This window comes from Spirochaetia bacterium, assembly GCA_022482625.1.
Taxonomy (GTDB): Bacteria; Spirochaetota; Spirochaetia; order Sphaerochaetales; family Sphaerochaetaceae; genus Pleomorphochaeta.
On record JAKVOU010000003.1, the window covers coordinates 1 to 25,506 of the forward strand.

The 25,506-nt window shown below is 42.9% G+C and carries 25 protein-coding genes and 1 tRNA gene; 21 read left to right on the top strand and 5 right to left on the bottom strand.

All coding sequences use genetic code 11. The features are described from left to right. From LKE40_15630 to LKE40_15720, 19 genes are all read left to right on the top strand, one after another. Positions 1-290 (top strand): alpha/beta hydrolase (locus LKE40_15630; GenBank protein MCH3918860.1); only part of this gene is annotated, 290 nt, incomplete at its 5' end. A gap of 73 nt (positions 291-363) precedes the next feature. Beyond that, positions 364-807, top strand: a complete 444-nt coding sequence (locus LKE40_15635) for a MarR family transcriptional regulator (protein MCH3918861.1) — start codon at positions 364-366, stop codon at positions 805-807. Between the two features lie 63 nt (positions 808-870). Then, complete coding sequence (locus LKE40_15640; GenBank protein MCH3918862.1) at positions 871-1,494, top strand: class I SAM-dependent methyltransferase; 624 nt, start codon at positions 871-873, stop codon at positions 1,492-1,494. A gap of 227 nt (positions 1,495-1,721) precedes the next feature. After that, a complete protein-coding gene (locus tag LKE40_15645; GenBank protein MCH3918863.1) occupies positions 1,722-2,375 on the top strand; it encodes an ATP-binding protein in 654 nt (217 codons plus the stop codon). A gap of 106 nt (positions 2,376-2,481) precedes the next feature. Further along, positions 2,482-3,855: an ISL3 family transposase gene (locus LKE40_15650; protein ID MCH3918864.1), complete on the top strand. Its 1,374-nt coding sequence runs from the start codon at positions 2,482-2,484 to the stop codon at positions 3,853-3,855. A 156-nt stretch (positions 3,856-4,011) separates the two neighbouring features. Then, positions 4,012-4,686: a hypothetical protein gene (locus LKE40_15655; protein MCH3918865.1), complete on the top strand. Its 675-nt coding sequence runs from the start codon at positions 4,012-4,014 to the stop codon at positions 4,684-4,686. 161 nt (positions 4,687-4,847) lie between these two features. Continuing rightward, entirely contained in the window at positions 4,848-5,156 is a 309-nt protein-coding gene (locus LKE40_15660) for a hypothetical protein (GenBank protein ID MCH3918866.1), read from the top strand. A gap of 107 nt (positions 5,157-5,263) precedes the next feature. After that, positions 5,264-5,335, top strand: a tRNA-Val gene (locus tag LKE40_15665). 128 nt (positions 5,336-5,463) lie between these two features. Next, positions 5,464-5,748 carry a hypothetical protein gene (locus tag LKE40_15670; protein ID MCH3918867.1) on the top strand — a complete coding sequence of 95 codons (285 nt, stop codon included), beginning with the start codon at positions 5,464-5,466 and terminating at the stop codon, positions 5,746-5,748. A 108-nt stretch (positions 5,749-5,856) separates the two neighbouring features. Further along, positions 5,857-7,158 carry an ATP-binding protein gene (locus LKE40_15675; protein ID MCH3918868.1) on the top strand — a complete coding sequence of 434 codons (1,302 nt, stop codon included), beginning with the start codon at positions 5,857-5,859 and terminating at the stop codon, positions 7,156-7,158. Continuing rightward, on the top strand, positions 7,155-7,844 hold the full coding sequence (locus LKE40_15680; GenBank protein ID MCH3918869.1) for an RloB family protein: 690 nt from the start codon (positions 7,155-7,157) through the stop codon (positions 7,842-7,844). Before LKE40_15675 ends, LKE40_15680 begins: the two co-directional genes overlap by 4 nt. Beyond that, the gene (locus LKE40_15685) at positions 7,845-9,356 is read left to right on the top strand and encodes a DEAD/DEAH box helicase family protein (protein MCH3918870.1); all 1,512 of its coding nucleotides are present in this window, start codon (positions 7,845-7,847) and stop codon (positions 9,354-9,356) included. A 111-nt stretch (positions 9,357-9,467) separates the two neighbouring features. Then, positions 9,468-10,472, top strand: a complete 1,005-nt coding sequence (locus tag LKE40_15690) for a hypothetical protein (GenBank protein MCH3918871.1) — start codon at positions 9,468-9,470, stop codon at positions 10,470-10,472. 148 nt (positions 10,473-10,620) lie between these two features. Further along, positions 10,621-11,142: a hypothetical protein gene (locus tag LKE40_15695; protein MCH3918872.1), complete on the top strand. Its 522-nt coding sequence runs from the start codon at positions 10,621-10,623 to the stop codon at positions 11,140-11,142. After that, positions 11,112-12,017, top strand: a complete 906-nt coding sequence (locus LKE40_15700; protein MCH3918873.1) for a hypothetical protein — start codon at positions 11,112-11,114, stop codon at positions 12,015-12,017. Before LKE40_15695 ends, LKE40_15700 begins: the two co-directional genes overlap by 31 nt. A 181-nt stretch (positions 12,018-12,198) precedes the next feature. Beyond that, positions 12,199-13,326: an IS110 family transposase gene (locus tag LKE40_15705; protein MCH3918874.1), complete on the top strand. Its 1,128-nt coding sequence runs from the start codon at positions 12,199-12,201 to the stop codon at positions 13,324-13,326. 346 nt (positions 13,327-13,672) lie between these two features. Next, positions 13,673-15,046, top strand: coding sequence for an MATE family efflux transporter (locus LKE40_15710; protein MCH3918875.1), 1,374 nt, complete (start codon positions 13,673-13,675; stop codon positions 15,044-15,046). A gap of 99 nt (positions 15,047-15,145) precedes the next feature. Then, entirely contained in the window at positions 15,146-15,862 is a 717-nt protein-coding gene (locus LKE40_15715; GenBank protein ID MCH3918876.1) for a response regulator transcription factor, read from the top strand. Continuing rightward, positions 15,859-17,427, top strand: a complete 1,569-nt coding sequence (locus LKE40_15720; protein MCH3918877.1) for a HAMP domain-containing histidine kinase — start codon at positions 15,859-15,861, stop codon at positions 17,425-17,427. Before LKE40_15715 ends, LKE40_15720 begins: the two co-directional genes overlap by 4 nt. On the opposite strand, the gene yfcE is transcribed toward LKE40_15720, so the two are convergent. The 4 genes from yfcE to LKE40_15740 form a co-directional block, all read right to left on the bottom strand. Continuing rightward, the gene (gene yfcE / locus LKE40_15725; GenBank protein MCH3918878.1) at positions 17,352-17,897 is read right to left on the bottom strand and encodes a phosphodiesterase; all 546 of its coding nucleotides are present in this window, start codon (positions 17,895-17,897) and stop codon (positions 17,352-17,354) included. The genes LKE40_15720 and yfcE overlap by 76 nt on opposite strands. A 67-nt stretch (positions 17,898-17,964) precedes the next feature. Then, positions 17,965-18,225 carry a hypothetical protein gene (locus LKE40_15730; GenBank protein ID MCH3918879.1) on the bottom strand — a complete coding sequence of 87 codons (261 nt, stop codon included), beginning with the start codon at positions 18,223-18,225 and terminating at the stop codon, positions 17,965-17,967. 20 nt (positions 18,226-18,245) lie between these two features. After that, complete coding sequence (locus tag LKE40_15735; GenBank protein ID MCH3918880.1) at positions 18,246-20,231, bottom strand: hypothetical protein; 1,986 nt, start codon at positions 20,229-20,231, stop codon at positions 18,246-18,248. 173 nt (positions 20,232-20,404) lie between these two features. After that, the gene (locus LKE40_15740) at positions 20,405-21,286 is read right to left on the bottom strand and encodes an AraC family transcriptional regulator (protein ID MCH3918881.1); all 882 of its coding nucleotides are present in this window, start codon (positions 21,284-21,286) and stop codon (positions 20,405-20,407) included. Positions 21,287-21,424: 138 nt separating this feature from the next. Here LKE40_15740 and LKE40_15745 point away from each other — a divergent pair, with 138 nt between their 5' ends. Continuing rightward, positions 21,425-22,858, top strand: a complete 1,434-nt coding sequence (locus LKE40_15745) for an MFS transporter (GenBank protein ID MCH3918882.1) — start codon at positions 21,425-21,427, stop codon at positions 22,856-22,858. A gap of 90 nt (positions 22,859-22,948) precedes the next feature. On the opposite strand, the gene LKE40_15750 is transcribed toward LKE40_15745, so the two are convergent. Beyond that, positions 22,949-24,253 carry a glycosyl transferase gene (locus LKE40_15750; protein MCH3918883.1) on the bottom strand — a complete coding sequence of 435 codons (1,305 nt, stop codon included), beginning with the start codon at positions 24,251-24,253 and terminating at the stop codon, positions 22,949-22,951. A 307-nt stretch (positions 24,254-24,560) separates the two neighbouring features. Here LKE40_15750 and LKE40_15755 point away from each other — a divergent pair. Then, positions 24,561-25,506, top strand: a 946-nt coding sequence (locus tag LKE40_15755) for an ATP-binding protein (GenBank protein MCH3918884.1), incomplete at its 3' end; no start/stop codon positions are given.

Sequence of the window (25,506 nt, forward strand, 5' to 3'; positions counted from 1 at the left end):
ACTACAATCCTAGGTTCGGAGCCTCTTTTTACGAAGGGAAATGGAATGAAGGTTTTGACCATGCTACGGCCTTGTCAAAGATTCAATGCCCGACTGTGTTGATACAAGCTAATTTTGATTATCTCGAGGATGGTACACTGGATGGTGCAATGTCCAAAGAGGAAGCCGAACGTGCAGTTTCCTTGATCAAGGACTGCACTTATGTAAAGGTAGATTCCGGTCATGTGACGAACATGGAAGTACCTGATCAGTTTGTCAGGATCATTGAAAAAGCTTTCTTGGGCATCTGATGATCTACATTGGTTTATTGCCGTAGGGCAGCAGATAGGATAGGATGATGGAAAAAATCAATTTGGACAGACAATGGATAGCATACTGGAAGATCAATCAATCATAAGGGGCTTCGGGATTCTTTACCGGACCTTTGTCAAATATATGTCAAAATCAATAGGGACAGAAGATATTTCATTTTCTGATAGTATTTTTCTTGTCAATATAGGTGAGAAAGAGGGAACGAGCCAGGATGAAATAGCAACTGCCCTGGCAATAGACAAGGCAGCTGTTGCCCGTTCGGTCAAGAACCTTACGCAAAGGGGATATGTCTTGGCCAGGCAATCTCCATATGATAAACGTGCAAAGGAGCTTTACTTGTCGAGAAAGGGGAATGATTTATTTCATGACGTGATGAAATTGCATGAGACATGGCTGAAATCAGTTCTTGCGGGGTCAAGTCCTGGAGAAATCCATGATTTTGCACAAATGATTGACGATATCAGTACCCGTGCCAAAGATACTGTATTGAAGTAGTTGACAAAGACAATGTTTCTTAGGCATTGCATGCCTATTTCCTTTTGTATAAGCTACAGTTCTATGAGCAATCCTTGGAATGAAGTGCCGCTTGACGTGTACGAAAACCATATGGGGCTGTCTAGTGTGGGTCAATTGCAGATGCTTGCATCGGCAATGAAGGAACAGTTCTGCTGTTGCTGCAAGGGTTCAGTTGCCATATTCGGCATTGCCGGGGGCAATGGTTTGGAACAGATTCCCTTGGACAGATTTTCGGCAATCTATGGTATCGATGTGAATCCGGAATATCTGGAATACTGTGGCAAAAGGTATGAAGCCAAGTTCGGGGGAAGATTGCATCTTATCCATGCAGACCTTTCTGATCCTTCAGTGGAATTACCGGCTGCCGATGCTGTCATCGCAGATCTTTTTGTCGAGTATGTAGGTGAGGATAGTTTTGCTATGAGAATCGACCATATGAAGCCATCTTTTGTTTCCTGTGTCTTCCAGAAGAACGAGACGTGTGGTTTTGTCTCTGTAAGCCCATATACGAAAGCCTTTGATCCTATTGAATCCATCTGTCATAATGTTGAGGGTACTCGCCTAGACCAGCTCATGCAAGAAGTTGGCTACAGACGTAGCAGCCTCAAGACCTATTTGCTTCCGAACGGCAAGCACTTTGTCCGGATGGATTGGTTACGTATGTAGCAGGAAGAAACTGCTACACTTTTTCCATTGTCATGAAATGGACGTGCTTACAAGCCCTGTAGGGGGTAATATTGAACCAATTTCTGATTTGTATGAAATTAGAGATGAAAATCACTTTTTGTAGTGTGCTAATATTTAAAGTACAAAATATTGTGTAGATGAATATGGACAGATTTAAGAATAATAGTTAAACTATGTAGATAAATGACATGGTTTTGGGGTATTTTATGATTTTATCATATGGTGGTAAAAATTGCTGGTCATACAAAGAGTGGCTTGAAGTTGATTTCACTGTAAACAAAAAATACGTTCCAGAGTCTTATTGTTTTCCTAAGACAAGGATTCTTCCTTTCCTGTGCTTTGAGGGTAGTAATGCCTCAGGAAAGACTTGTGCATTAAAAGTTTTGGCTTTTATCTTTTATTTTTGTAAACAATCATTTGGGCTGGAGCCAGAATCAGGTATTCCGTATGATACTTTCTTTAATAACAACGAAAAGTCTCAATTCTTTCTTCTCTTTAACCTGAATGATACAGATGAGGCTGAAAATATCTATGAATATACTGTAACACTTGATAAAAATAGAGTTCATTCAGAAACTTTGAAAGTAAAGCAAGGTAAAGAGCGAAAGAAGATTATTGTAAAAAGAAACTTGAATAAGGTAAATGATGGTTATTTTAATTCAAGTAAAGAGATTATTTATAGAAATAATGTTTCTTTCTTTTCCACTTTATTCCAATATGATGTACCGAAAAGTAAAAAATTCTTTGATTTCTTTTCAACTTGTTATTCAAATGTTACTTATTATGGGAAATCTTTCGGTGAACCATTTGATACTGACCAATTTTATTATAATAATGGCTCAATCACTTTTCTTGTGTGATTTTAAATTAACATTTACTAAATAGTGTTTTCTAAAAGGTTGTAAAAAAAGGGCAACATCTTTATGTTGTAGTTACCACACATTAAACATAAGAGAGTTGCCCTAAATGAAATATATCAAATTACCATCAAGATTGGTAGGCTTTAACAATCAAACTACGGAAATCGTAAATACAGTATCAAATAAAGAGATGTATCTTCTTCATGGGACTCTAAAAAAAGATAAAAAGCCTTGTATTTGTCCTTATTGTCATAAGAAAATGCATGTTAATAATAAATATGAAGTCAATTTAAAGCATCTTTGTTTCGGAAGCAGATTAAGTACTATTAGATTTTCTAAGATTCGATATAGATGCCCTGAATGCAGCTATACACAGATGCAGGAAGTCCCTTTCCAAGCAAAAGGGCACAGGATTAGTTGTGAGCTCTGCCAATACACTAGAGATCTATTAGCTTATGGCTTTACCAATAAAGAAATAGCAGAACTTACTGGCCTTGGAAAGAATACTGTTAAAGATATTGATTTACAACGATTGAAAGAAAAATATACTATAGATGATAAAACTCTCATCAAACCAGAAAGGCAAGCAAGGTTCCTTGGAATCGATGAATTTAAGCTACATAATGGTCATAAATATGCGGTAGTAATTATTGATATGGAAACAGGTCATATCCTCTGGTTAGCGCATGGCAAGAAGAAAGCAACTGTATATGCATTTATAGACCATGTAGGTCTTGATTGGATGGATGGAGTTGAAGCTATAGCATGCGACATGAACAGTGACTTTGAAGAAGCTTTTGAGCATCGTTGCCCTCATATACAACCTATATTCGATTTCTTTCATATTAAAAAAAATTTGAATGATAAAGTTGTAGGAGAAGTTAGAAAGGATGAATTTCGAAGGTTAATTGCAGAGGGAGATAACAAGGCTGCAGCTTCTCTTAAGAAGAGCAGATATATTCTTACATCTTCTGTGCAAACTCTTCAAAAGAAAGACAAAGAAGCAGAAGATGGGAAAGTAATATCAAAAGGCAGCACGCTCTTTCATAAAGGAGAAGTTGTTAGAAAATCTGGTTATGTTGATAGATACGAAGAATTAATTAAACAAAACAAACTTCTCTTTACTCTAGATATAATTAAAGAAAAGCTCTCAGATGCATATAAGATGACAGATGAAGCTAAAATGGCAAACGAAATATCTGAGATTATGGATATTTGTAGCAATACCAAAAATAAACATTTTCTTTGGTTTTATCGGCTTCTAGATAATCACTTTGAAGGTATAATAGCTCATGCTACATATAATATATCTGCAGGTAAGATAGAAGGAATTAACAACAAAATTAAGACGGCCAGGCGCAAGGCTTTTGGCTATTCTGATGATGAATATTTCTTTCTAAAGCTCTTTGATGCAAGTAGGAAAAGTTATGTGAGAAATCAAGTGTCACATAAAATCCTTAAAAACCCACAAACTTTATGATTGAGCCGAATTTATTCTGGTTTGCTTGTAGAATTTAGACATTATTGGATTTATGTCTGAATAAAACGATTAACTATTTTCATAGTAATTGTTGAAAATTTTCCAAGGGAATATAATCAGTATATTTGCATACCATAGTATATAGGAGGTAAACAAATGAAAAAGTTTGTAACGTTATTTGCTGTTACTTTTGTTTGTCTGACTGCAATATTCGCTTCTGTACCTACTTATGAGGCAAGTGCTTATGGGGGATATGGGTATAATCGAATTGGAGAGAAGGGTACATATACAAATTCAAATTTAGGATATTCTAGTTCTACAAAAACTCAGGATATCCAGAAGGGGCTGTTATTCGGAGGAAAAGTGACTGTTGGCGATGGCAGTTCTGTGAGTGGATATGCCAGTGCCGATTTCGGATTGATGTTTTCTGGTGAGATAAAGACATCCGTCCTTGGTATTGAGCTTAGTAACGATTTGGATTTAGATGGACTGAACAATTGGATGAATTTCTCCGTAGGTGGACAATATTCGGTACCACTTTCTGAAACTGTCAGGTTTAAACTATCTGTTGGTCCAAATTTACTTTATGAATTTGCTTCAGAAAAAGAAAGTGATGGTATGGATGACATGTGGGCCTGCGGAATTCAAGGTAATCTTGGTGTATCAGTGGAAACGGAAGATACGCTTAGTATTGTTGCTGGTTGTACTCTTGCCTATGATCCTTGGATTTTCGGCAGTGATGCCCTGGATGAAGCAAAGGAACATCTTACGGATGTATCCCGATCTATCCTTATTGTGTATCCGACTATCGGTGTTACATTCAACTTATAGTTAATTTTGGTCACAAATTGTGACAATGCATCTAATAGCATCAAGACCGTCTGAAAGGGCGGTCAATTCTTTATCGTAAGACAAGCAGTAAAGATTAAATTATAGAGGTTTTTGCAAAACTCACGGATGCCTGAATAAATATTCATGGATGATGCATATCCATGCAGGAGTCATGCCTGACAGCTGCAGGGGATAGGAACTGGCCGCATCGCGTAGCCTTTATAGCCTGCCCGCAGGCCTGCGCGCACACACGCAGGACGGACACCCTCTCGGGTGCCTGCCTGTCTCTGCCATCATTTCCGTTCCACCCTTCCTGCTATGCGCTCTTCCCTGCCGCCTGCCGTGCTTCCAGCACCTTGTCCATCCGCTTGACGGTCAGCAGCAGTACGGCAAGCCGCAGGTATATGAAGAATCAGGGTACGCAGAAGGATGACTACAGGCAATTGTATCTCAACCTTGGAAGCGAATGACCTGATGCCTTGGTAAGGGATACCTCGGGGCTTGCACCGAGGAGGATTCATTCCTTTTCTGTATGGTCTGAAAACGTCGATTTGGTAATACGAAAAGACAAACAAACGGGACCGTAACTCAGTGGGAGAGTGCTACCTTGACATGGTAGAAGTCGTTGGTTCAAACCCAATCGGGCCCATATTTTTATTATTTGTAGTATGGTTATTTATTTAGAACTTCTGAACAGTCAGCGTTCATATAGATTTCTTCACTGTTACCGTTATTGTTACCGTTATTCGCGGTGCATGCGGTTTAGAAGGCATTTATATGGCTAGACCACGTCGGAAGTTTTCTTTGTATAAAAGGAAAAATGGTTCCAAGATTGTCTATTATGCAAAGGTAAAGGAAGGCGGTTCTGATAACCTTGCAGAATATAGGCTGTCGACAGGACAGACTTCAAAGGTTGCAGCGGAACGCTGGACGCTTGCTTATCTGGAAAACAAGAAAAAGACAGAGCAGAAACCGAAAGACAGGATATCACTTTTGCCCAGTTCACTGACGGATTCTGGACTATGGACGGCAACTATGCCACAGGAAGGCTGGCAAGACTAAGAACCATGTCGGTAGTTTAGGACTCACTGGAAACGATCTGTTGACTTCTTAATGATTCTGTATTATTCTATAAGCGTAAAATATTTTCATTTAACAGGAATAAAAATCATGATTGAATCATTTTCTGTTTCAAATTTCAGATCTATCAAAGACACGCAGACACTCAGTTTTGTATCGAACAAGAAGATGAAAAACGATGCTGATGATTCTCTTCTTATTTCGGTTAACGACAATATGAAACTTTTGAAATTTGGTGTTCTTTATGGATACAATGCATCTGGGAAATCCAATATTTTGTTAGCTTTCGATGTACTTCGTAATCTTGCTCTTGATGGCCCTCGTACGAAGGATGGTGATACTAGTTACGAACCTTTTGCTCTTGATAAAAGAAATATGTCACAGCCAAGTGAATTCTCTTTGGTATTCTTCATTCATACCATTAGGTATTCTTATGATATCGCAATTACTAAAAAGACAATTCTTTGGGAAAAACTCTATTTCAGTCCTGAGGGAAGAAAGACCTGTCTTTATACAAGGCATTACGATGAGAAAGCCAAAGTTGCGAAGACAACGTTTGGAAAAGCGACAGGTTTACTTGCGAAAGATAAACTTGTCTTGAATGGAAACACGCTTGGAAATAGTAGTGTTCTCTATGCATACCAGAAGACAAACATCCATTCAGAAGAACTTGAAAAGGTTGTCAGTTTCTTCAAACATAGTATCATGCCGCTCGTGACTCCCAAAACAAATCTTCTTGACTGGAGTTTGAATAAACTCGACAAGGACAAAACAAAGCGAAAATTTTTCATATCATTGATGAAAAAAGCTGATTTTCAGATTTCAAACCTTGAGATACAGAACGAATCAAAAGAAATCTCTGACAAAATGATTGGTTTGCTTGAATCGGAGGGAGCCCCAAAGGTGTTGGTTGAACAACTCAAGAAAGAGAAAAAAATTGATGTGAAGAAACTGCTTTTTGAACATTCCTTGCAGAATGGGATAAAAAAATCTTTTCCTGTTGACGAGGAATCTGAAGGAACACGGAGGTATTTTGGTCTTGGGGGAGTGTTGAATGAGCTTTTGAAAGGAGAAACGTTCCTTGCAATCGATGAGTTAGAAACCTCTCTTCATTCTGATCTCGTTTCTTTCTTTCTTAAGATGTTTCTATTGAATTCCAAGACTTCTCAGCTTTTTGTAACTACCCATGAACAGTTTCTGATGGACAAGGATTACATGCGAAATGATATGGTATGGTTTTGTGAAAAAGAGGATGATGGTTCATCAACGTATTATCAAGCCCAAGATTTTAAATTGCACAAGAACGTGAGCCTGGCGAATTTTTATCGGAGTGGCAAGTTCGGTGCTGTTCCTGAATTAGGAAACCCTGTCATTGGGGAGGTCAAGAAGTGAGAAAGCCTCGCCAAAGGAAACTGAAAAAAGCAATTGCAATTTTGGGCGAAGGTTATACCGAATGGTATTATTTCGATTACATTCGGACAAGCAGGCATTACTCGTTTTCCTTGAAACCGGAACTTCCTGGACCTTCTGATTACACAAACATATTTCGAAAAGCGAGACTGTTGTTACGCAAATCTTATGATTTGGTGTTTTGTGTCCTTGATGTTGATACTATTGCACGGGACAATAAACAATCTGAAGCATTCAAAAAAGCTTGTACGTCTTTACCTAAAAAAATCATTCCCATTACAAGTTATCCTTGTATAGAAATGTGGTTTCTCTTGCATTTCCTTGAGCACTCGCCAGGAAGAGAATATCAATCATATGACGAGATTGTACCAAAACTTAGGAACTATCTTGCCAATTATCAAAAGACACAGGAATATTTCAAGAAACATACTCCATTTGAAAGAATGGAACAGCATGGCGGTATTGAGCGGGCTATATCCAATGCGGAAAACATACTGAAAGCAAAACAGAAAGATTTATCTCTGTTTCAACGGTCTTATTCCGAAATAGGAAAGATTCTTCAACAACTTGAAAAGTGTAAGGATTGTTCTTTCAAGGATGATTGTCTTGGGTGTGCGGAACGAATGATGACAGTATTTTCCGTAACGAACAAAAAAGGAAAGAAATAAGTGGCAGAAATTGATGACATAGTTCATAGTTGGAAAGATGCACTTGTTTTAAGAGAGGAAGAGGATAAAAATCTAGGATTTCGATCTGTTCAGGTAGGTGCTATTTCAGCAATTAAAGCACATTTTATTTCCAAGCCAGAAAGAAAGGCAATTGTCGTTATGCCTACAGGAACAGGAAAGACGGATGTGATGATTGCAACAATGGTTGGGGAACAATTAAAGCGGACATTGATTCTTGTTCCTTCTGCAATGCTCCGTCATCAAATTGCAGAGAAATTTAAGTCTTTTGGAATATTGAAGCAATACTATCTTGTCAAACCAGGTGCTCTGATGCCCTTGACAGAAGAATTGAAAACATGGCCAAAAGTACCAGAAGATTTTTTTACCAATAGAAATGTTCTGGTTGCTACTCCAAGTATATTTCGAGGCCACGAGCAAGAACTACCGTATCTTGTAAAAGATTTTGAAGCTCTCTTTATTGATGAAGCACATCACATGCCTGCCCAGACATGGCAAGTTGTAGGCAATGCTTTCAAACGGAAAAAAATTATCCAATTCACAGCGACGCCATTCCGTAATGATGGAAAATTATTGCTTGGAGAGATTATTTTTAATTATTCTTTGTCTCTAGCATTAAAGGCTGGTTATTTTACTGAAATAGATTTTGAACCAATTGAACAGTTTGACACTGAAAAAGAAGACGCAGATATTTCATCAAAAGCAATAGAGCTGTTAAGGAAAGATATTGCTCAAGGCTTTGACCATAAACTTCTGGTAAGAGCGAAGACCATGAAAAGAGCAGCAATTTTATATAATGAGTATTATAATATCTCCAGTACAAATGATTTATGTCCAGTGCTAATTACATCTAACAAAAGTTCTACAAAACCAAAGAATGCTGTAGCTCTTTACAATGAAGGAAAAGCAAAAATCGTAGTTGCTGTTGATATGTTTAAAGAAGGAATAGATGATGCAAAATTCAAAATTGGAGCATTACACGACAAGTATAAATCTCTTCCTGTTACGCTACAGTTTCTAGGAAGGCTTACAAGAGTGGAACCTTGCAAGCTAGGTCATGCAAAACTTGTAGCCAACTTGGTAAATGATGATTTTATCCCCGAATTGCAAGATTTATATTCTGAAGATACTGACTGGACATTTCTTCTCCCGAAATTGTCCGATTATGCCATTACAAAACGGATATCATTTCAACAATTACTAGAAGAATTCAATAAAAAAGATGAAACCTCCCAACGAGATTTAGAATATGTTTTGGCGCATTTCAGACCTCAATTCAGTATGAAAGTATATTCCATTCCTGAGGACTCATTCATTCCTCATAACATTACAAATATGAATAAGCAGGAAGGTACAATTTATTCCAATCGAGAAAATACTATTCTTCTTTGGGTCTATACATCTCAAGAAAATATAGAATGGATGCCAAATTCAGATTGTAAAAATAAAAAGCTGAATCTGCACCGTGTTGCTAATCCAAGCCGTATTGAATAAGTTTCTGATGCGAGGTAGTGTAGCACTACAATTGTATGATCGGGCGGTCGGGTGGTTGCAGATGTGGTAGTCCCCTGCCTGGCCGCTCTTTCCTGCAAGCGGACTACCAGCATGAAGAATTACAAATCTGACTCCAGGCGTACTACGCCCTGGACAGGGAGAAAGGACGCAACTCCTCTCCAGTCTTTCATAGACAGATGCAACAGCGACAACTTCAACCGGAGGCATCCACGCATAGCCGACACGGATGAAGCGGGGCTGGTGAACTCATTCAAGCCGGAGGCGTGCCCGCGTTGCGGCTGTCCAAGCATAAAGGGGTTCGGACACACGGCAGCCGGAATCCAGAGGTACAGGTGCAACGGCTGCGGCAGGACCTTCACCCCGCTGACCAACACCATCTTCGACAGCAGGAAGATCCCGTTGACCGAATGGCTGGATTTCCTCCTGTCAATCTTCGGCTATGGAAGTTTCAGGCTTGTCTCCAAATCCAACAGGAATGCATACAACACGACACGTTACTGGATTGAGAAGGTATTCATCGTGCTCAGGGATTATCAGGATGACATTGTACTTTCAGGAAGGATCCAGCTTGACGAGACATTCCATAAGATGCGGAATCCTGACATCCAGCGGAAGGATGGGAATCTCGAGCTCAGAGGAATCTCCCGGAACCAGATCTGCATAGGAATGGCAAGTGACCAGAACAATGTCATCGCCTTTGCCGAAGGACGGGGGAGGCCGACAATCGGCGGGACTCTCTCAGCGTTCAAGGGTCACATAAGCCCCGGGTCGACGCTGGTCCATGACATGGACCTGTCGCACAGGGCCCTGGTCAAGGAACTGGGTCTCAAGAGTCTGGAATACAACTCAAAGGAGCTCAGGAAACTCCCTGATGCCGATAACCCGCTGAATGAGATAAACCAGCATTGCAACATGCTCAAGAAGTTCCTCAAGGCCCATTCCGGGTTCATCAGGGATGACATCCAGGACTATCTGAACCTGTTCTGTTTCATCACCAATCCACCTGAGGGGAAGCATAGGAAAGTTGAAAGGCTGATGGATATGGCAATGGGTTGCCGTAAAACACACCGGTATCGACCAAAAAACTCAAAATAAACGCTTGGAATGCAGTTCATCAGCAACACGGTGCAGATTCAGCTTTAAAAATAAAGGATGGGGATATTATCTTTTGGTCGTTGATAACAAACATCATCTTTGTTACTTCAATGGATCTGTACATGGAGTAGGAGAGGATGCTTTTGTGATGAAGTTGATTCCGGGAGCTCGAACCTTGCAAAATCCAGAATATTATTACAGAGTACTTGGAAATCTTTCACATCGATTGATAAAAAATGTAGGGTTACGAAAAACGCCGGTTAATCTTATTACTTACCAATCTTTTATGGGTGATGCTGTCCAAGATTCACTTTCTGTCCTGATGACCAGTAGTTCATCAAAAGTACTTTTATTTGGTGTGGGATACCATGGAAATGGAAAGGAGACGGTCGGAGCATCAACTAATGGGCGGATTTGGTCATTTTCTTCTGGAAGACTTGATGAATTCTGTGAATGGGCGTGCAAGATGGGAGAGAAAATTACAGACGATAGAATTACTACGGAAGATATTATTCGTGGGACAATAATTCCCAAAAAAAAATTGCAGAGATACCAAATATACCAGTTCTTTCTGTTCGTTATGGGGAAAAAACAGAATCTGAGAAATGTGAGTCAAATTACCGTATTATGGTGGATGATGTGGATTACTCTATTTGGGATACTTCCTTAGCGATAATCGAAAAAAGTCAAACCATGCATGAAATACGCTTCAATCTTTGCTATTCAGATAATAGAACAATTGAATTTGTATTTCAATTGAACAAAAACGAATGCTCAATCAAACAGGTACATCATAAAAGCATTATAATGATTAAAACAACTGGAAATTCAAAAGGTGAATCATTAGAGGCTTTCTTTTCCCATGATTTTCCTGTGTTTTGTTTTGCTGATCGGTCCGAGATTAAGGGTAATGCTTCCTATAAACTGGAGGTTGAAGCTCCCTTATCTGTACCGTTTGATGATGCCTATGCAGAGGTATGGTCTTGGGATGGTATCAATATTCGTAAGGAGGCTTTTCATCCATCTTATGCTGGCGATAGAAATCAAGAAAATAAAGATTGTATACAATATAAGGTTATACAAACTGTTATGGAAGATTTTGATGTTATTTACCTAGATGATGGTTCTGGTGAATGTGCTGATATTGTTGGAATAAAGCAATCCGAGGGAATTGTTAATTTCCATTTTTATCACTGTAAATACAGTAAGGCAGACAAACCAGGGGCTAGAAAAGAGGATCTTTATGAGGTCTGTGGTCAAGCTATTAATTCATGGAGATGGAAAAACAATCTTTGTCAATTATGTAAGAGACTTATCAATAGGAGCTCAAAGCATCCTGAACGATATATGAAAGGAAATATAAAGAATATGAATGAAATAAAATACAAAATTTCAAGAACGGAGGGAAGGCTTTGGATTCATATTGTGCAACCAGGAATTAGTAAGCAGAAACTATCTCCAGAAATCAAGAACCTTCTTTCAAATGTTCGTTCTGAATTAAAAGACTATGGAAACATTGAATCGACATTGATATGTTTAGATTAACAACCCAAATTCCCTCGCAAGCTGTAACGAGGGAAGTCCCCAAAAAATCAAATAACCAGGGCAAATTAGTAGACAATATGAAGTGACCTCCTAAGTTTGCAAAGACGTGAATTCTGCTGCATACTTAGGAAAAATCAATTTTACAGTATGGAACGTGAGCACATACAAATTGGAGGTCACGATGGAAAGTATAATTTATGTAGGGGTGGATGTCCACAAGGCTACCAACAGCGTCTGCATGTTCGACAGGGAGCACAACCGCTACCTGGGAGAAGCCGCAAGGATGGAAGCAGGGGCACAGTTCCTCACGAAGTTCCTGAGGAAGGCGCGCAAGGATTTCGCCCTTGCCCCGTCAGTACGGTTCCTCATCGGCTATGAGGCCGGTCCCACGGGCTTCGGGCTGTGCAGGGCGATGAACAAGGTGCAGGGATGCACCTGCGTGATCATGGCGCCGACCACCATAGCACGGGCATCGGGGCAGAAGGTGAAGACCGACAGGCGCGATGCGATGCTGCTTGCGGTGACGCTTGCCAACGGCACCTACAGGAAGGTGGCCCTCCCCGACAGCGAGGATGAGGCGGCGAAGGAATACACGAGGATGCGCAATACCCTTGCAAGGCATCTGAAGAAGGCGAAGCAGAACCTCCTCTCCTTCCTACTGAGGGCCGGCTGCTCCTATCCGTTCCCCGGTTCCTACTGGACCGGGAAGTTCAGGCAGTGGCTGAAGTCCATACGGTTCGGGAACGGGCTGCTCCAGCTGGCGTTCGAGCAGTACCTGCAGGAGACGGAGGACCTCAGGGCCAAGCTGGAGCTCATAGACGCCAGGATAGAGGAGCTGGCGGATTCGGAGCGCTACAGGGAAAAGGTGGGCAGGCTCGTCTGCTTCACCGGCATACAGACGCACCTGGCCCTCTCGTTCTGCTGCGAGGTCGGCGACTTCAGCCGCTTCCCCGATGCACGGCGGTTCGCAAGCTTCCTGGGCATATGCCCGGGACAGGAATCGAGCGGGCAGAAGGTGAGGTACAACACGATAACGAAATGCGGCAACACCAGGCTCCGGCTGCTGCTGGTGGAAGCTGCGAAGGGCATCAAGAGGAGCAGCCCGTACGGCAAGTCGAAGCGGATACTCGCAAGGCAGCAGGGGCAGTGCCCGTCGGTCATAGCCTATGCGGACAGAGGTTCCAGGCGGGTGAGAGGCAAGATCGCACAGCTGGAGAAGAAGGGCAAGAACTGCAACGTGGCGACGGTGGCTGGGGCACGGGAGCTGGCCTGCTTCATCTGGGGCATGATGACCGACAACATCGGCTAGCACAGGCCTGGACAGGGCAAGGACGGAGGAGCATTTGCCATGGACAGGGACAAGGGAAAGGAGCAGTACATGATCCAGCCATCTTCGACTAAACTATGAGACTGAAACAGACTCTCGCTTTTAGACTGAAAGGGCTTTCGACGAACCATTGACCTGTAGGTACCCAATCCACGTATATCAGAATGGCCAAGTGTCGAAAAGACTGTAGCCTTTATCCTTATCCACGTCCATGACATCTGCAGAAACGGCTCAACCGATGAAAAAGGAGTAAAGATTGTTACAATAGTGCTTGACAAACGGTCACATCTTGCAATATGTTTTTTCAGGGAGTATGTTACAGATTATGATGGAAATGACAGAGTATCCTGACAAAGACTTTCTGGCTACGGAACCTGTCAGAAAACTGGTATTGCGGCTTGCATTTCCTGCAGTCGTCGCACAAATCGTAAACCTGCTGTACAATCTGGTGGATCGCATCTATATCGGGCATATGGGAGCTGGCAGTACAGTGGCTTTGACAGCTCTTGGCGTGTGCTTTCCCATACTTACCATGGTAGCGGCTTTCACTGCGTTGGTTGCCAACGGCAGTGCTCCCCGTGCGTCCATATTCTTAGGAAGGAGAAAGACTGCTGAAGCTGAGAAAATCATGGGAAACAGTTTCTCGGCCCTCGTAGCTGTGGCGTGTGTCCTGACGTTCCTGTTGATTGTCTTTGACCGGCCATTGCTGCTGTTCTTCGGAGCCAGTCCAGTGACTTTGGACTATGCCAAAAGCTACCTGGACATCTATGCAGTCGGTACCATATTCGTCCAGCTTGCCATGGGAATGAACAATTTCATCACTGCCCAGGGGTATTCTCGGCAGGCAATGATTTCTGTGGTAATTGGGTCAGCGCTGAATATTGCCTTGGACCCCATTTTTATCTTTGTCTTTCATATGGGTGTCCGCGGGGCTGCCTTGGCAACGATTATTTCCCAGGCCTGTTCTGCCTTGTATGTATTGCGTTTCCTGCTTGGGAAACGGACCGTCCTGAAACTGCGGAAGGAAAATCTGAAAATTGTCTGGCATATATTGCTGCCTAGTCTTGGACTTGGGGTGGGGCCTTTCATCATGACAAGCACGGAGAGTGCCTTGCTTGCGGCCTTCAATGTGAATCTGCTGAAATATGGCGGAGACTTGGCTGTAGGTGCGATGACAATCTGCAATTCAGTGGTAAGTGTCATCCATTATTTTGTCCTTGGCTTGGGACAGGGCGGACAGCCTGTCATCAGTTTCAACTATGGTTCGGGTGACAGCAAGCGGATGCATCAGGCAATTCGGGTTGTCTTTGTTTCCAGCCTTGTCGTTTCCTTTACTTTCTTTTCTTTGTTTGAGCTGTTTCCTGGCATTTTTGCGGCTATATTTACTTCCGATCCTGATCTTATTTCCATGTCTACGTGGGCACTGAGGGTCTATGCAGCTTCTGTCGGTGTGTTCGGGTTGCAGAATGCTGCGCAGCTTACCTTTACTTCTCTTGGACAGGCAAAGGTATCAAGCTCCATTGCAATATTACGCAAACTTGTACTGCTCATTCCTCTTACCTTCATCCTGCCGTTGTTCATGGCTGACAAAGTGCTCGCGGTCTTTATGGCTGAACCGCTTTCTGATGGTATTTCCGTCATCTATACGATGGTGATGTATTTTCTTGTCATGCGAAGGATCGACAGGCAGCTGGTACGATAATGTGTGTGATTTGGATGGATTTTCCGCTATTTCATGATACAATACCTTGAATCAACAGGAATTTGATGGGAATATAAAAAATAAATGGAGTATGCGGCAATGGATAAGCCAATGATATATGTTATTGAAGATCATGATGTCATCAGAGATGGAGTCAGACAATACCTGGAGTTATCGGGTTTTGACTGCATGACGTTTGCGAATCTCAAGGAAGCGGACATCGGTTTTTCCGATCGTTTGCCGGACCTGCTGCTGCAGGATGTTATGCTTCCTGATGGGGACGGATTTGAATATGTGAAGGAACTTCGAAAGAAGTATGATTTTCCTGTCATATTTATGACGGCCCGTGTAGAAGAGTCCGATAGGATCCTAGGATTTGAAATCGGTGCTGACGACTACATTACAAAACCGTTTTCTCCGAAAGAACTTGTGTTGAGAGTCAAGGCCGTACTACGCAGGTACCAGAAAGCAAAGCTCGGATACTCCGGAGATGAGGTTGATATGACCTTTGAGTTCAATGGCAATACTCTGAAGATTGAGCGTGATGCCCATCAATGTTCTGTAGGCGGAGAATTGCTTTCGCTTACTGCCGCAGAATGGCGGGTGCTGCTGTGTCTTGTTGACAATGCACACCTTTTGGTATCCCGCGGAAAGATATTGGAAGAATGTTTTGACTATAGTGCAGAAAGCTATGAACGTATCGTAGATACCCATATCAAGAATATCAGGGCAAAACTTGGTGACGGCGGATGGATTGAGACTGTAAGAGGTTATGGGTATCGTTTCGTCGGCATCTGTCAGGACGATGATGCATGAGACGGTTCTTTGTCCGAGTCTTCCTGACTATTGCGGGCATAGCGCTGCTTGTGCTTTTGCTGAGTACCACATTGGTCTTTTTCGCTTTCCGTGGCCGGAGTACCGAATGGGGTGAGCAAGCCTATGAAATGTTCTGCGACAAGATGGCGAAGCAGATAAGCAGTGCGGGAAACTATATTTCTTTCAATCAATTTGTCGATATTGCTTATGAGCTTGCAAATTACGATGACCGTATCAGCGGCTTGCTTTTCAGGGATTCAAGCGGAAGGGTTGTCTTTTCTGCCGGTACGACAAGCGATGGCAAGGCTCTTGGACAACGTAAGATCGGTGATGAGGAGATACTGAAGCGACAGCTTGCAGGCAGTACCCGAAGGACTAATTTTTTGGAGGGCGAGAATCTTGATCCATCTACGTTCAAGACAGTCGAGGTAAGCGAACCTGTCACTATCCTCAACATGGGATATGATTTGACGAACCAGTTCCAGGTCTATCTCTCAGCTTCTTATGGCATTTTGCCGTCAAGGACTCTTGAGATGCCTTCGATGGTCAAGGCCGGACAGATTGCAGGTAGCCTGATGATCTGTACGGACAGCTACTATTCATTCAGCGTGGATGTGCTGACATATACGCCTGATACCTACGGAAATACCGGTGAATTGGTCCATTATGTCTTTGGCAAGGCAATTGCGGCCGGATTGCTTTCCTTGGTTCTTGCCCTGTTGCTCAGTTTTTTCTTCAGTAGGAAAAACCAAAAATATGTGGGCGATGTCGAGAAATCGTTGAAAGCTCTTGCAGATGGAAAGGAAGATGTAACTCTTCCAAAGACCAAGGTCGAGGAATTCAAGCAGATAAATGCGGCAGTAGAAGACCTTGGCAAATCACTTTCCCTCAACAGAGCCAACCGAAGAGCTTGGTTACGGAATATTTCCCATGATATGAATACTCCCGTTACTTCCATGCGTCTTTTGGTCGATGGCATGCTGGACGGAATGTTTCCTATGGACAAACATATTATCGGTAGACTGTCTACTGAACTGAATGACCTGTCTGGCCGAATCAACAGGGTAAGGGAATATGCCGGACTGCAAAGTCCTGACAGAAAAGCAAGCCCCGAAGGTGTCGACGCTGCCGATTTCATGCATACTCTTCTTCTTGCTTATAAGAATGATGAGAAAAGGGTAGAGGTTACCACAAAGAGCGAAGTGATTGACTGTGACCCTGAACTGATGTCCCGTGCCATGAAGGAACTGCTGGACAATGCACTTGCCGCAACCAAAGGCAAAGTGACCGTGTTGCTTGACAGGAGAAGGATTGAGGTCTCGAACGAGGGGTCCCTGCCTGCCGGCATTGATTTCTTTGAACCTTGGGAAAGAGGCGACAAGGGACGGACAAGCGGTGGAAACGGGCTTGGGTTGTCTATTGTGTCCCAGGTAATGCGCTTGCATGGGGGAACGGCAGAGATCAAAAGCGAGGAAGGAAAGGTAACGGTTTATCTTGCCTGGCCTGAGGAGAAATCAAGTTCAGTCCCTGTGAAATCCAGAAGGCGGAAGTTACCCTCTGCATAGCTGATGTAGGTGGGGCACCAACCGCCTTTCGGCAATGAAACCGAACCAGGGTTGAGATGCAGGATTTTCCCTTCCAATTGCTCGCGAAGAGGTATATGGGTATGCCCAGTCAGCAGTATGGTACCTTCCTGCAGATATGTAGGGAAAGGATGGTGCCCATGTACAAGGAAAAAAGTCTTGCCGTCAGCTACCAATTCCGTATGGGCGCTTGATATATCAAACTCCAGGACCATCTGGTCAACTTCTGCATCACAATTACCCTGGACACAGATAATATCATGTTTGAGGGGATTCAACATGGCAATGACTTTTTTCGGAGCATACTCACGTGGCAGGTCATTCCTGGGACCGTGATAAAGGATATCGCCCAACAGGAGCAGTTTGTCATAGTTGCCTTTGGTGTAGGCTTCCATGAGCTTGGCACAGTACCAGGCACTTCCATGTATATCAGATGCAAGCAACAGTTTCATAGATAATTCCTTCAATGGTTTTGCAGGGATTCTACTATGGGATGCTGCTCCTTTACAAGGGGAGGATTCAGAAGTAGAGACCAAGGGACAGCAGGCCTTTCGGATATGCTCCCAACACACTGTCCTTTACATATTGCAGACCCGCATCAAGTTTGAGTCCGAAGCTTGGGGCAAGTGTCTGAAGATAACTTATATTAGCTCCGTAACCGAAGAACCTTGTCAAATCGTCTGTCTTCAAGCCGATACCTGCCAACGCGAAGCCTTGGAAGAACGTACTGCTGTCGTTGCTGTGGCGTAGTGGAAATGAAAGGCCTGCCCGTACGGACACATTGTTGTCGATTCTTTCCGCTACCGTCGTATTGTCAGCATCTTTTTTATGATTGAAGTATCCATATACTCATAGCTCCCTGCAAAGTAAAGGGAACACTGTTTCCTACTGAAGCGTTCGACGATGCCACCTATGCTGAATGGCTTGCAGTAATAATCGCTTGAAGAATAAGATGTTGCTTCCGGAATTGTAGAAAGAGGAATCAAGCTATAGCCGACCATGGCTGAGATTGTAGTGTCAGACGGCAGAAGGAAACGCTGCAGATTACTTGGTTCTTTCTTGCTTTTTTCTGGATTTTTCGGTTCCGTGGATGTCTGTGTGGATTGTGCTTCACTCTTGACCGGCGGGGTTCCTTTTTCAGTATTCTTGACCACGGCTTCCTGCTGTTTCATCTGATAGAATTTTTTGTTGACGGAATTCAATGGCAGGTCGAGAGGTGAACTCGCGATGCCTTCAGGATAGACAAACAGATGTTTGAATGAGAAATTCATGGCCGTGTTGATGGGAGTGACCTCTACGGCTACTTTTGTCTGGTGATCATTCCGTAGCAGATTGAACTGAGCTGATTCAATTGCAAGTGCTTTCAAATTTGAATTTATATGACCCTTGAGCAGTAACCAGACCGAGAGAAAGGTATGGTCATAAAAGATAGACTGCTGCAGTGCCTTTACGTCTGCTTCATAGACCTGCATACCTGCTGTAGAAAGGGTGCTCATGTCGTCAGGATATTTCTGACTGCTGATAGCTTTGAGGGGAAGGGTGAAACTATAGCTGAGATGATTTCCCAGCATGTGGAAATCGTATGTACCTTTCCAACCGAAGTCAATCGGACTATAAGAGACATTCGAACAGTTGAAGCCGGTCCTGAAGAAGGTATGTTTTGCTTCGACGGCATCGTAAATATGTCTGAAGGCATCGATTGCCTGCTCTGTGTAGTCAATGTAAGTTTTCTTGATGACGGCATCAAATGCGGTCAATCGGTATTCGTAGATTGCATCGCGTTCCTTTGTCATTTTAGCTTTTTCAGTCTTTCTTGCTTCCTGTGCCTGCTGTGTCGGGTTTGTACCCTCCATATCCGAGAGAAGGTAGCCGATCATATCAAAAGCTTTGTCTTCAAGCGTTCCCTGCATGGCATCCTTTTTCCTGATCGATGTTTCGATATGTTTTCTCATGGCATCGGTGTTTGCAGACAGGTTCTGCCAGCTGGTATCCAAATTCGCCAGATAAATGAGATATTCCTGGACACTGCTGTTATCCCGCAATGTTATGTTTTCCCTCATGCTCAAGGCTGATGCAACCAAAGCTTCGCTTTCTTTGCCGGCAAGATACTTCTGAGCTGACCTGACTGCCTCTTTTTTGCTGGTAAGATTGTTCAGTTCCTTTGTGTTTTCGTTGATTTCATCATTGAGCGCAGGTGTACCCGACACCTTCAGGTCCGCCCGAGTCTGTAGCAATTCGTTGTTATGGTCTATCAGCAGTTTTTCTTTTTCGAATATCCATGCCATTTCAGGGATACCTGAATGTTTGATCTGACTTAGCCTTGCCCCCAATGCCAAGGCAATGAACTGTGCATTGACAAGTTTGTCATAGCGGTCGATACCTGATTGTATGATGGACAGTTTTATCGATGTGTTTGTATCCTGTCCAGAGATATAACGTTTCTGAAGATTGGAGAGGTCTGTCAGACAGGTTTCAATCTGATCAAGGTAATGGGAAAGTGCCGTGTCATAGAAAATTACCTTGCTTACATGGGAACCTTTGTCTTTTTCTTCTTTACTGGACCATGAGTTGGTGATATTGATACCTACCAGTTCGTTTTTCAAGGCAACTTCATTTTCTGGCGTAACGGTGATATCGGGACGGATCTGTGAGTATAGATTCTGAAGTGCCTTACGTTCTGCGTCTTCTGCTGTGTTGCCGTAGCCGGTGCTTGAAAGGTCGGCACAGAAAGCCTGGGCAATGGCAACGGCACAGAGTAAGAAGATTATGATTGATTTTTTTTTCATGACGGGTATCTCCTGGAAATAGTGACTGGTCGAAAAACGCGGCAGGCATATTCCGTTTGCTTCCTACAGTTGAGGATAAGTTCAACATTTCCTACAAATTGAGTCTCCCTTATCCTATCATGTATCCTATGACAGTTCAACTGAGATTTCCTGTAGATATATGCTTATGTCGTTTATGCCGATGGTGTTTCCATGCTGTGTTTTCTGAATTCCGTCGGTGAAACGTGGTAGTACCGGCGAAACAACCGGCTATAGTAGTTTACGGAGTCAAAACCACATTCCAGAGCAATTTCAGTGATGTTCAGGTCCCTTTCTGCAAGATAGTCCGTGGATTTTTCCAATCTGAGCCCATTCAGATAATCTGTCATGGTTTTTCCTGTAAGTTGCTTGAACATCCGACAGAAATGATAGACCGTCATATGGACGATTGCTGCCAGCTCGGCGATTGTTATCTTTCCTGTGTAGTGTGTGTCGATATGTTGCAATACTGGCTCAAACCGTCTGAGGTTTCTTGTTTTTGCAGAAAATTCCTCAGGAGATAGAATCTTTTCTACATGTGTCCTGAGCAGAAGGACGATCAGTTTATAGATAGATGATTTCACCGCAAGCTCATACCCAAAGTCTTTGGTTCCATATTCCCTGATGAGTTCAGTTACGGATACCGAGACTTCTTTGTCATCATGGATGAGGTTATGGAATGTAATCCGATCCTGGGACAGGGGTGCAAGGAACTTTGTCTGGCACTGATCTACTTGATTGCTGAATAGGAACGGCAGGTCAATCCTGATAATGTATAGATGCAAGTTATTTGAAAGGCTCTGTAGATAATGGAGCTCATTGCTATTGATGACAGCGATATCACCTGCTACCGCTTGGAAACAGTGTGCCCCGCATTCAAGGAAGGCTTTGCCTGAAAGAATGGCATAAAGCTGCATATGTTCGTGCCAGTGTTTTTTCCGCATGGTACCTGTGGGTAAGTCAGACCTTGGGAAAATATCCACACCGAAATGGGCATTGGGCATTTTCTTGTAAAAGTAATTCTTATCGACTTTCATGATGAGGCCTCATGTCAATATCGTGCTAATATGTAGCAATGCAGTTGTCGCACAGCATTTTACTTATAGCTATCATACTAGCCACAAAGTGGTCTGTAAACCGCAGGATTGTTACTGTCGTAAGGAGTAGTGGAAAGTATGAAAAAAACATCCGGAAAACTGAATAATGGCAAAGGTAGCACCCTGTTTGTCGTAGTATCCATGTCATTCTTGGCTACGTTGGATGCGAGTATCGTCAATATAGCTCTTCCTGTGATGTCAAAAAGTCTGGATGTGCCGCTCCTGTCCATTGAGTGGGTTGTCGCCAGCTATGTCATGATCATCTGTTCTACCTTGCTGTTTTTCGGCAGGTTGGGAGATATTGTAGGAAAGTCAAAGGTATTCAGTTACGGGACATTGCTGTTTGTTATAGGAACCTTATTATGTGGCCTGTGCAGTTCTTTTGTCCCGTTGATTATCTGCAGGTTCATCGAAGGGCTTGGTGCATCTGCCTATATGGCAAACAACCAGGGTATCATTACTGAACTCTATCCACAGGAAGGAAGGGGAAAAGCCTTGGGGATTTTGGCAGCTGCCGTGGCATTGGGTACCATGACCGGAGCTCCCGTAGGTGGCTTCATTGTCTCTGCACTGAGCTGGAATTATATTTTCTATGTCAATGTCCCGATCGGTGCGGTAATTTTCGGCCTTGGACTCAAGTATCTTCCGAAGGATAGAAAAAATAGGAGCCAGCATATAGACATAGCTGGTGCCGTACTCCAGTTCCTGGGGACTATGCTCCTGTTTGTTGCGTTGGTCAGGGCACAGGGATCGGGACTTTCAAATCCTTATATACTAAGCGTCATCCTGCTTGCTGTCATTATGATCATTCTGTTCATCTGTCGGGAAAAGAGAAGTCGACAACCACTTCTTGATCTCAGCCTTTTCAAAAACCATCTTTTTCCTTTGAGCCTTGGCTGTGCTGTGATTTCATTTATGTGCATTGCTGCCAGTACGTTTCTGCTTCCGTTCTATTTCGAAGATACGCTCAAGCTGTCACCGTCGATATCAGGATTGCTGATGATGATAACTCCAATCGTCATTGCATCTCTTTCGGCGCTTTGTGGAACCTTGGCTGACAGGATAGGAGCCGAGATCCTGACAGTGATAGGTCTTTCCGTGATGGCCGTGGATTTCTTTCTGATGTCTTTCTTGGGTCTTCATACGACACTTGGTATCTGTGGGATCCTGCTGGTAACCATGGCTATCGGACAGTCCTTTTTTCAACCTGCAAACAATTCACTTATCATGTCAGCTTGTCCCAAGTCCAAATTGGGTATCGGAGGCAGTGTAAATTCATTGGTGCGTAATCTGGGACAATATTCAGGAATCATACTGTCCACGACGTTTCTCTATGCCTTTATGAGCAGAAAAATAGGATATACGGTGACTGATTACATAGAAGGGAGAGATGATGTCTTCGTCTATGGCATGAAAAATGACTACAGGATACTGATGTTGCTCTGTGCTTTCGGTGCAATGCTTACCGGACTCCGTCTTGCAAGATCCAAGGCAATGAAGGAACAAAAATAGAGGAAACGGAAATTGTGGTCATGTAATCCAAGCAGCTATACTGAGTCATCAGGAAAAGAAGTACCGTAGTGCGGCGTAGCCTGAGATTTCTCAGCGGGACTGCAGTTCTTTCCAGATTGCCTTGCCTATGATTTCTCTTGCATCGGTTGCATCATAGAGCTGTTTCAGTTCCTGTGCCTTCTTTGCGAAGTCCTGATAGTTTCTGAAGATGTCTTTTACGTTGCTGAGGATGTGCTTGTAATGCCATGCTGACATGGAAATGCGGATGGCGGAGCCGAAGCTTTCCAGATGTTCCAGGTTGATCTTCTGTTCGGGCTGGGTGGCGACTCCGATCAAGGGAACGGCACTGGCAATGGCTGTCTGCAGTGTTCCTTGCCCTCCGTGGCAGATGACGAGGTCAACCTGCCGGTCAATTGTCTTTGCGGGAACAAAGGCATCCGTTACATACACACTCTTGTTCCTGAGTAGTTGCCGGGCCTCTTCGACGGGGCAGACAGATGGAGGCGATAGAATGATACCACTATACTGCAGGCCTTCAGGTGTATTGAACATCTTCACCATTTCCAACAAGGCTTTTTTGTTTCCTGAACTTCCCAAGGTACAGAAGATTTTCTTCTTTGTATTTGACTTGTCCAATATTTTGAGGATTTCCTTATCCTCAATTGCCATTTGCCTGCTCTGTGCATAGATTGGTCCTGTAAAGATGCAGTTGTTGCCATAATTCTCTGCATGGTAGAACTGAGGCAGGTCATTTACCAAATAAAGGTCGGATACAAGCATTTCAAATATATTGGTCAGTTCCTGGTCTTTCCAGCCTGACTGTTCAGCGGCCTTGCGGATGCAGGAATGTTGCAGGGCTTGGTTTCCTTCTGCGACCTTGCGTGGGATATGCCTGAATATCCAATGCTGAACACCTATCGGAAGTCTTGAGGGTGTCAGTTCATCAGGGAAGGTGTGAGCTTCGTCTAGAAACGCCTTTTTCAGGGGGATTGGTAGGAACGCAATATTTTTTACATTGGGAATGACCATGCGCTTTGCAATGCTGCCTATGGGCCAGAAGCCATGGATGAGCAGGTCTGGTTTGATTGCCATGTACGCTTCCATTTCTCCTTGAAGGACATCATAGGCGAGCTTTTCATTTCCGATCAGCTCTCCGAATTTCGTGTCGAAATCCTCCTGGTAACGGATTCCTTTCATCTTTGGAGTAGCGTGATAGAGCTCGAAACCCAAGTCAAGGACATTTTGTTCGAACTGGCTTCCTCTGGTAAGGAATACAATCTTCAGGTTACAGTCTTCCGGCTTATACTGCTGTATTGCCTTTGCTATTTCGATTGCTCTGGTGGCATCTCCTCCGTTCTGGAATATGGTTGCTATTGCTATGGTTACAGTATACATGAGGGAACCTCTGATGTTTTTTATTTTCGTATTTCTAATAGGGCAATAAGTTGTTCCATAAACTGACTGCCATAATGAGTATAAATTGTAAATGTCTTTTTGGATAGGGTTGCAGAACTGTGTCCTGTTGGTCCTGATGTTTTTGAACAGCTTGTCAGTATGTTGTCTTGTTGTCAGTAAGAAGAGCACCTTGCTCCCTAAAAGAGGTCAGGTGGCCGTAAACAGGGAATGGGTTTCTAAGTCGATATTGTTTAGGTATACTATGTTTCATAGAATGTATATCAAGACTAAGTAAAGGGTGAGAGAAATGGAAATACAGCGAAATCTTTATTTGGAACAGCTAAAAGTCAGAAAACATAATGGATTGATTAAAGTAATTACAGGAGTCAGAAGATGTGGTAAATCTTATCTTCTTCTTAAGATTTTCCGCAATGATCTGATTGATGCAGGAGTTCCGGAAGATCATATTATCATGGTGATGCTGGATGATATTTCATATGATTGGTTGAGAGAGCCACATGTACTATACGATTACATTAAGAACCAGCTCAAGGACTCAGCACAGTACTATGTGTTGCTTGATGAAATTCAGTATGTTCCTGATTTTGTTGATGTCTTGAATGGCCTTTTGCATATTGATAATGTCGATGCATATGTAACAGGAAGTAACTCGAAATTCCTTTCTTCCGATATCCTTACAGAGTTTCGGGGAAGGGGAGATGAAGTAAGGATATACCCTCTGTCGTTTGCTGAATTCTTCTCTGTCTATGATGGCAGTGCGGAAGAAGCTTGGGATGATTATATGGTTTATGGCGGAATGCCTCAAATTACAATAATGAAAGATGAAGAACAAAAGTCGACTTATCTTATCCGTTTGTTTCAGGAAACTTATCTCAAGGATATCGTTGAAAGGAATCAAATCAAAAACAAGGATGACTTGGACGAATTGGTCAATATCCTTGCTTCTTCCATAGGATCTCTGACTAATCCGACAAAATTAGAGCGCACCTTTAAATCTATCAAACACAGTACGGTTACTGCGAAGACCATCAAAGCTTATATTGATGCCTTGAGAGATGCTTTTCTTGTTGTCGGTGCACAGCGGTACGATATCAAAGGCAAACGATATATCAATACACCAATTAAATATTATTATGTGGATACAGGACTTAGAAATGCCAGATTAAATTTCCGGCAGATAGAAGAAACACATCTTATGGAAAATATTATTTTCAATGAACTGTGTATCCGTG

Coding starts and splice junctions, on each gene's coding strand:
- LKE40_15635 (MCH3918861.1), top strand. CDS start 364: ATGGATAGCATACTGGAAGATCAATCAATCATAAGGGGCTTCGGGATT.
- LKE40_15640 (MCH3918862.1), top strand. CDS start 871: ATGAGCAATCCTTGGAATGAAGTGCCGCTTGACGTGTACGAAAACCAT.
- LKE40_15645 (MCH3918863.1), top strand. CDS start 1,722: ATGATTTTATCATATGGTGGTAAAAATTGCTGGTCATACAAAGAGTGG.
- LKE40_15650 (MCH3918864.1), top strand. CDS start 2,482: ATGAAATATATCAAATTACCATCAAGATTGGTAGGCTTTAACAATCAA.
- LKE40_15655 (MCH3918865.1), top strand. CDS start 4,012: ATGAAAAAGTTTGTAACGTTATTTGCTGTTACTTTTGTTTGTCTGACT.
- LKE40_15660 (MCH3918866.1), top strand. CDS start 4,848: ATGCAGGAGTCATGCCTGACAGCTGCAGGGGATAGGAACTGGCCGCAT.
- LKE40_15670 (MCH3918867.1), top strand. CDS start 5,464: ATGGCTAGACCACGTCGGAAGTTTTCTTTGTATAAAAGGAAAAATGGT.
- LKE40_15675 (MCH3918868.1), top strand. CDS start 5,857: ATGATTGAATCATTTTCTGTTTCAAATTTCAGATCTATCAAAGACACG.
- LKE40_15690 (MCH3918871.1), top strand. CDS start 9,468: ATGAAGAATTACAAATCTGACTCCAGGCGTACTACGCCCTGGACAGGG.
- LKE40_15695 (MCH3918872.1), top strand. CDS start 10,621: ATGAAGTTGATTCCGGGAGCTCGAACCTTGCAAAATCCAGAATATTAT.
- LKE40_15705 (MCH3918874.1), top strand. CDS start 12,199: ATGGAAAGTATAATTTATGTAGGGGTGGATGTCCACAAGGCTACCAAC.
- LKE40_15710 (MCH3918875.1), top strand. CDS start 13,673: ATGGAAATGACAGAGTATCCTGACAAAGACTTTCTGGCTACGGAACCT.
- LKE40_15715 (MCH3918876.1), top strand. CDS start 15,146: ATGGATAAGCCAATGATATATGTTATTGAAGATCATGATGTCATCAGA.
- LKE40_15720 (MCH3918877.1), top strand. CDS start 15,859: ATGAGACGGTTCTTTGTCCGAGTCTTCCTGACTATTGCGGGCATAGCG.
- yfcE (MCH3918878.1), bottom strand. CDS start 17,897: ATGAAACTGTTGCTTGCATCTGATATACATGGAAGTGCCTGGTACTGT.
- LKE40_15735 (MCH3918880.1), bottom strand. CDS start 20,231: ATGAAAAAAAAATCAATCATAATCTTCTTACTCTGTGCCGTTGCCATT.
- LKE40_15740 (MCH3918881.1), bottom strand. CDS start 21,286: ATGAAAGTCGATAAGAATTACTTTTACAAGAAAATGCCCAATGCCCAT.
- LKE40_15745 (MCH3918882.1), top strand. CDS start 21,425: ATGAAAAAAACATCCGGAAAACTGAATAATGGCAAAGGTAGCACCCTG.
- LKE40_15750 (MCH3918883.1), bottom strand. CDS start 24,253: ATGTATACTGTAACCATAGCAATAGCAACCATATTCCAGAACGGAGGA.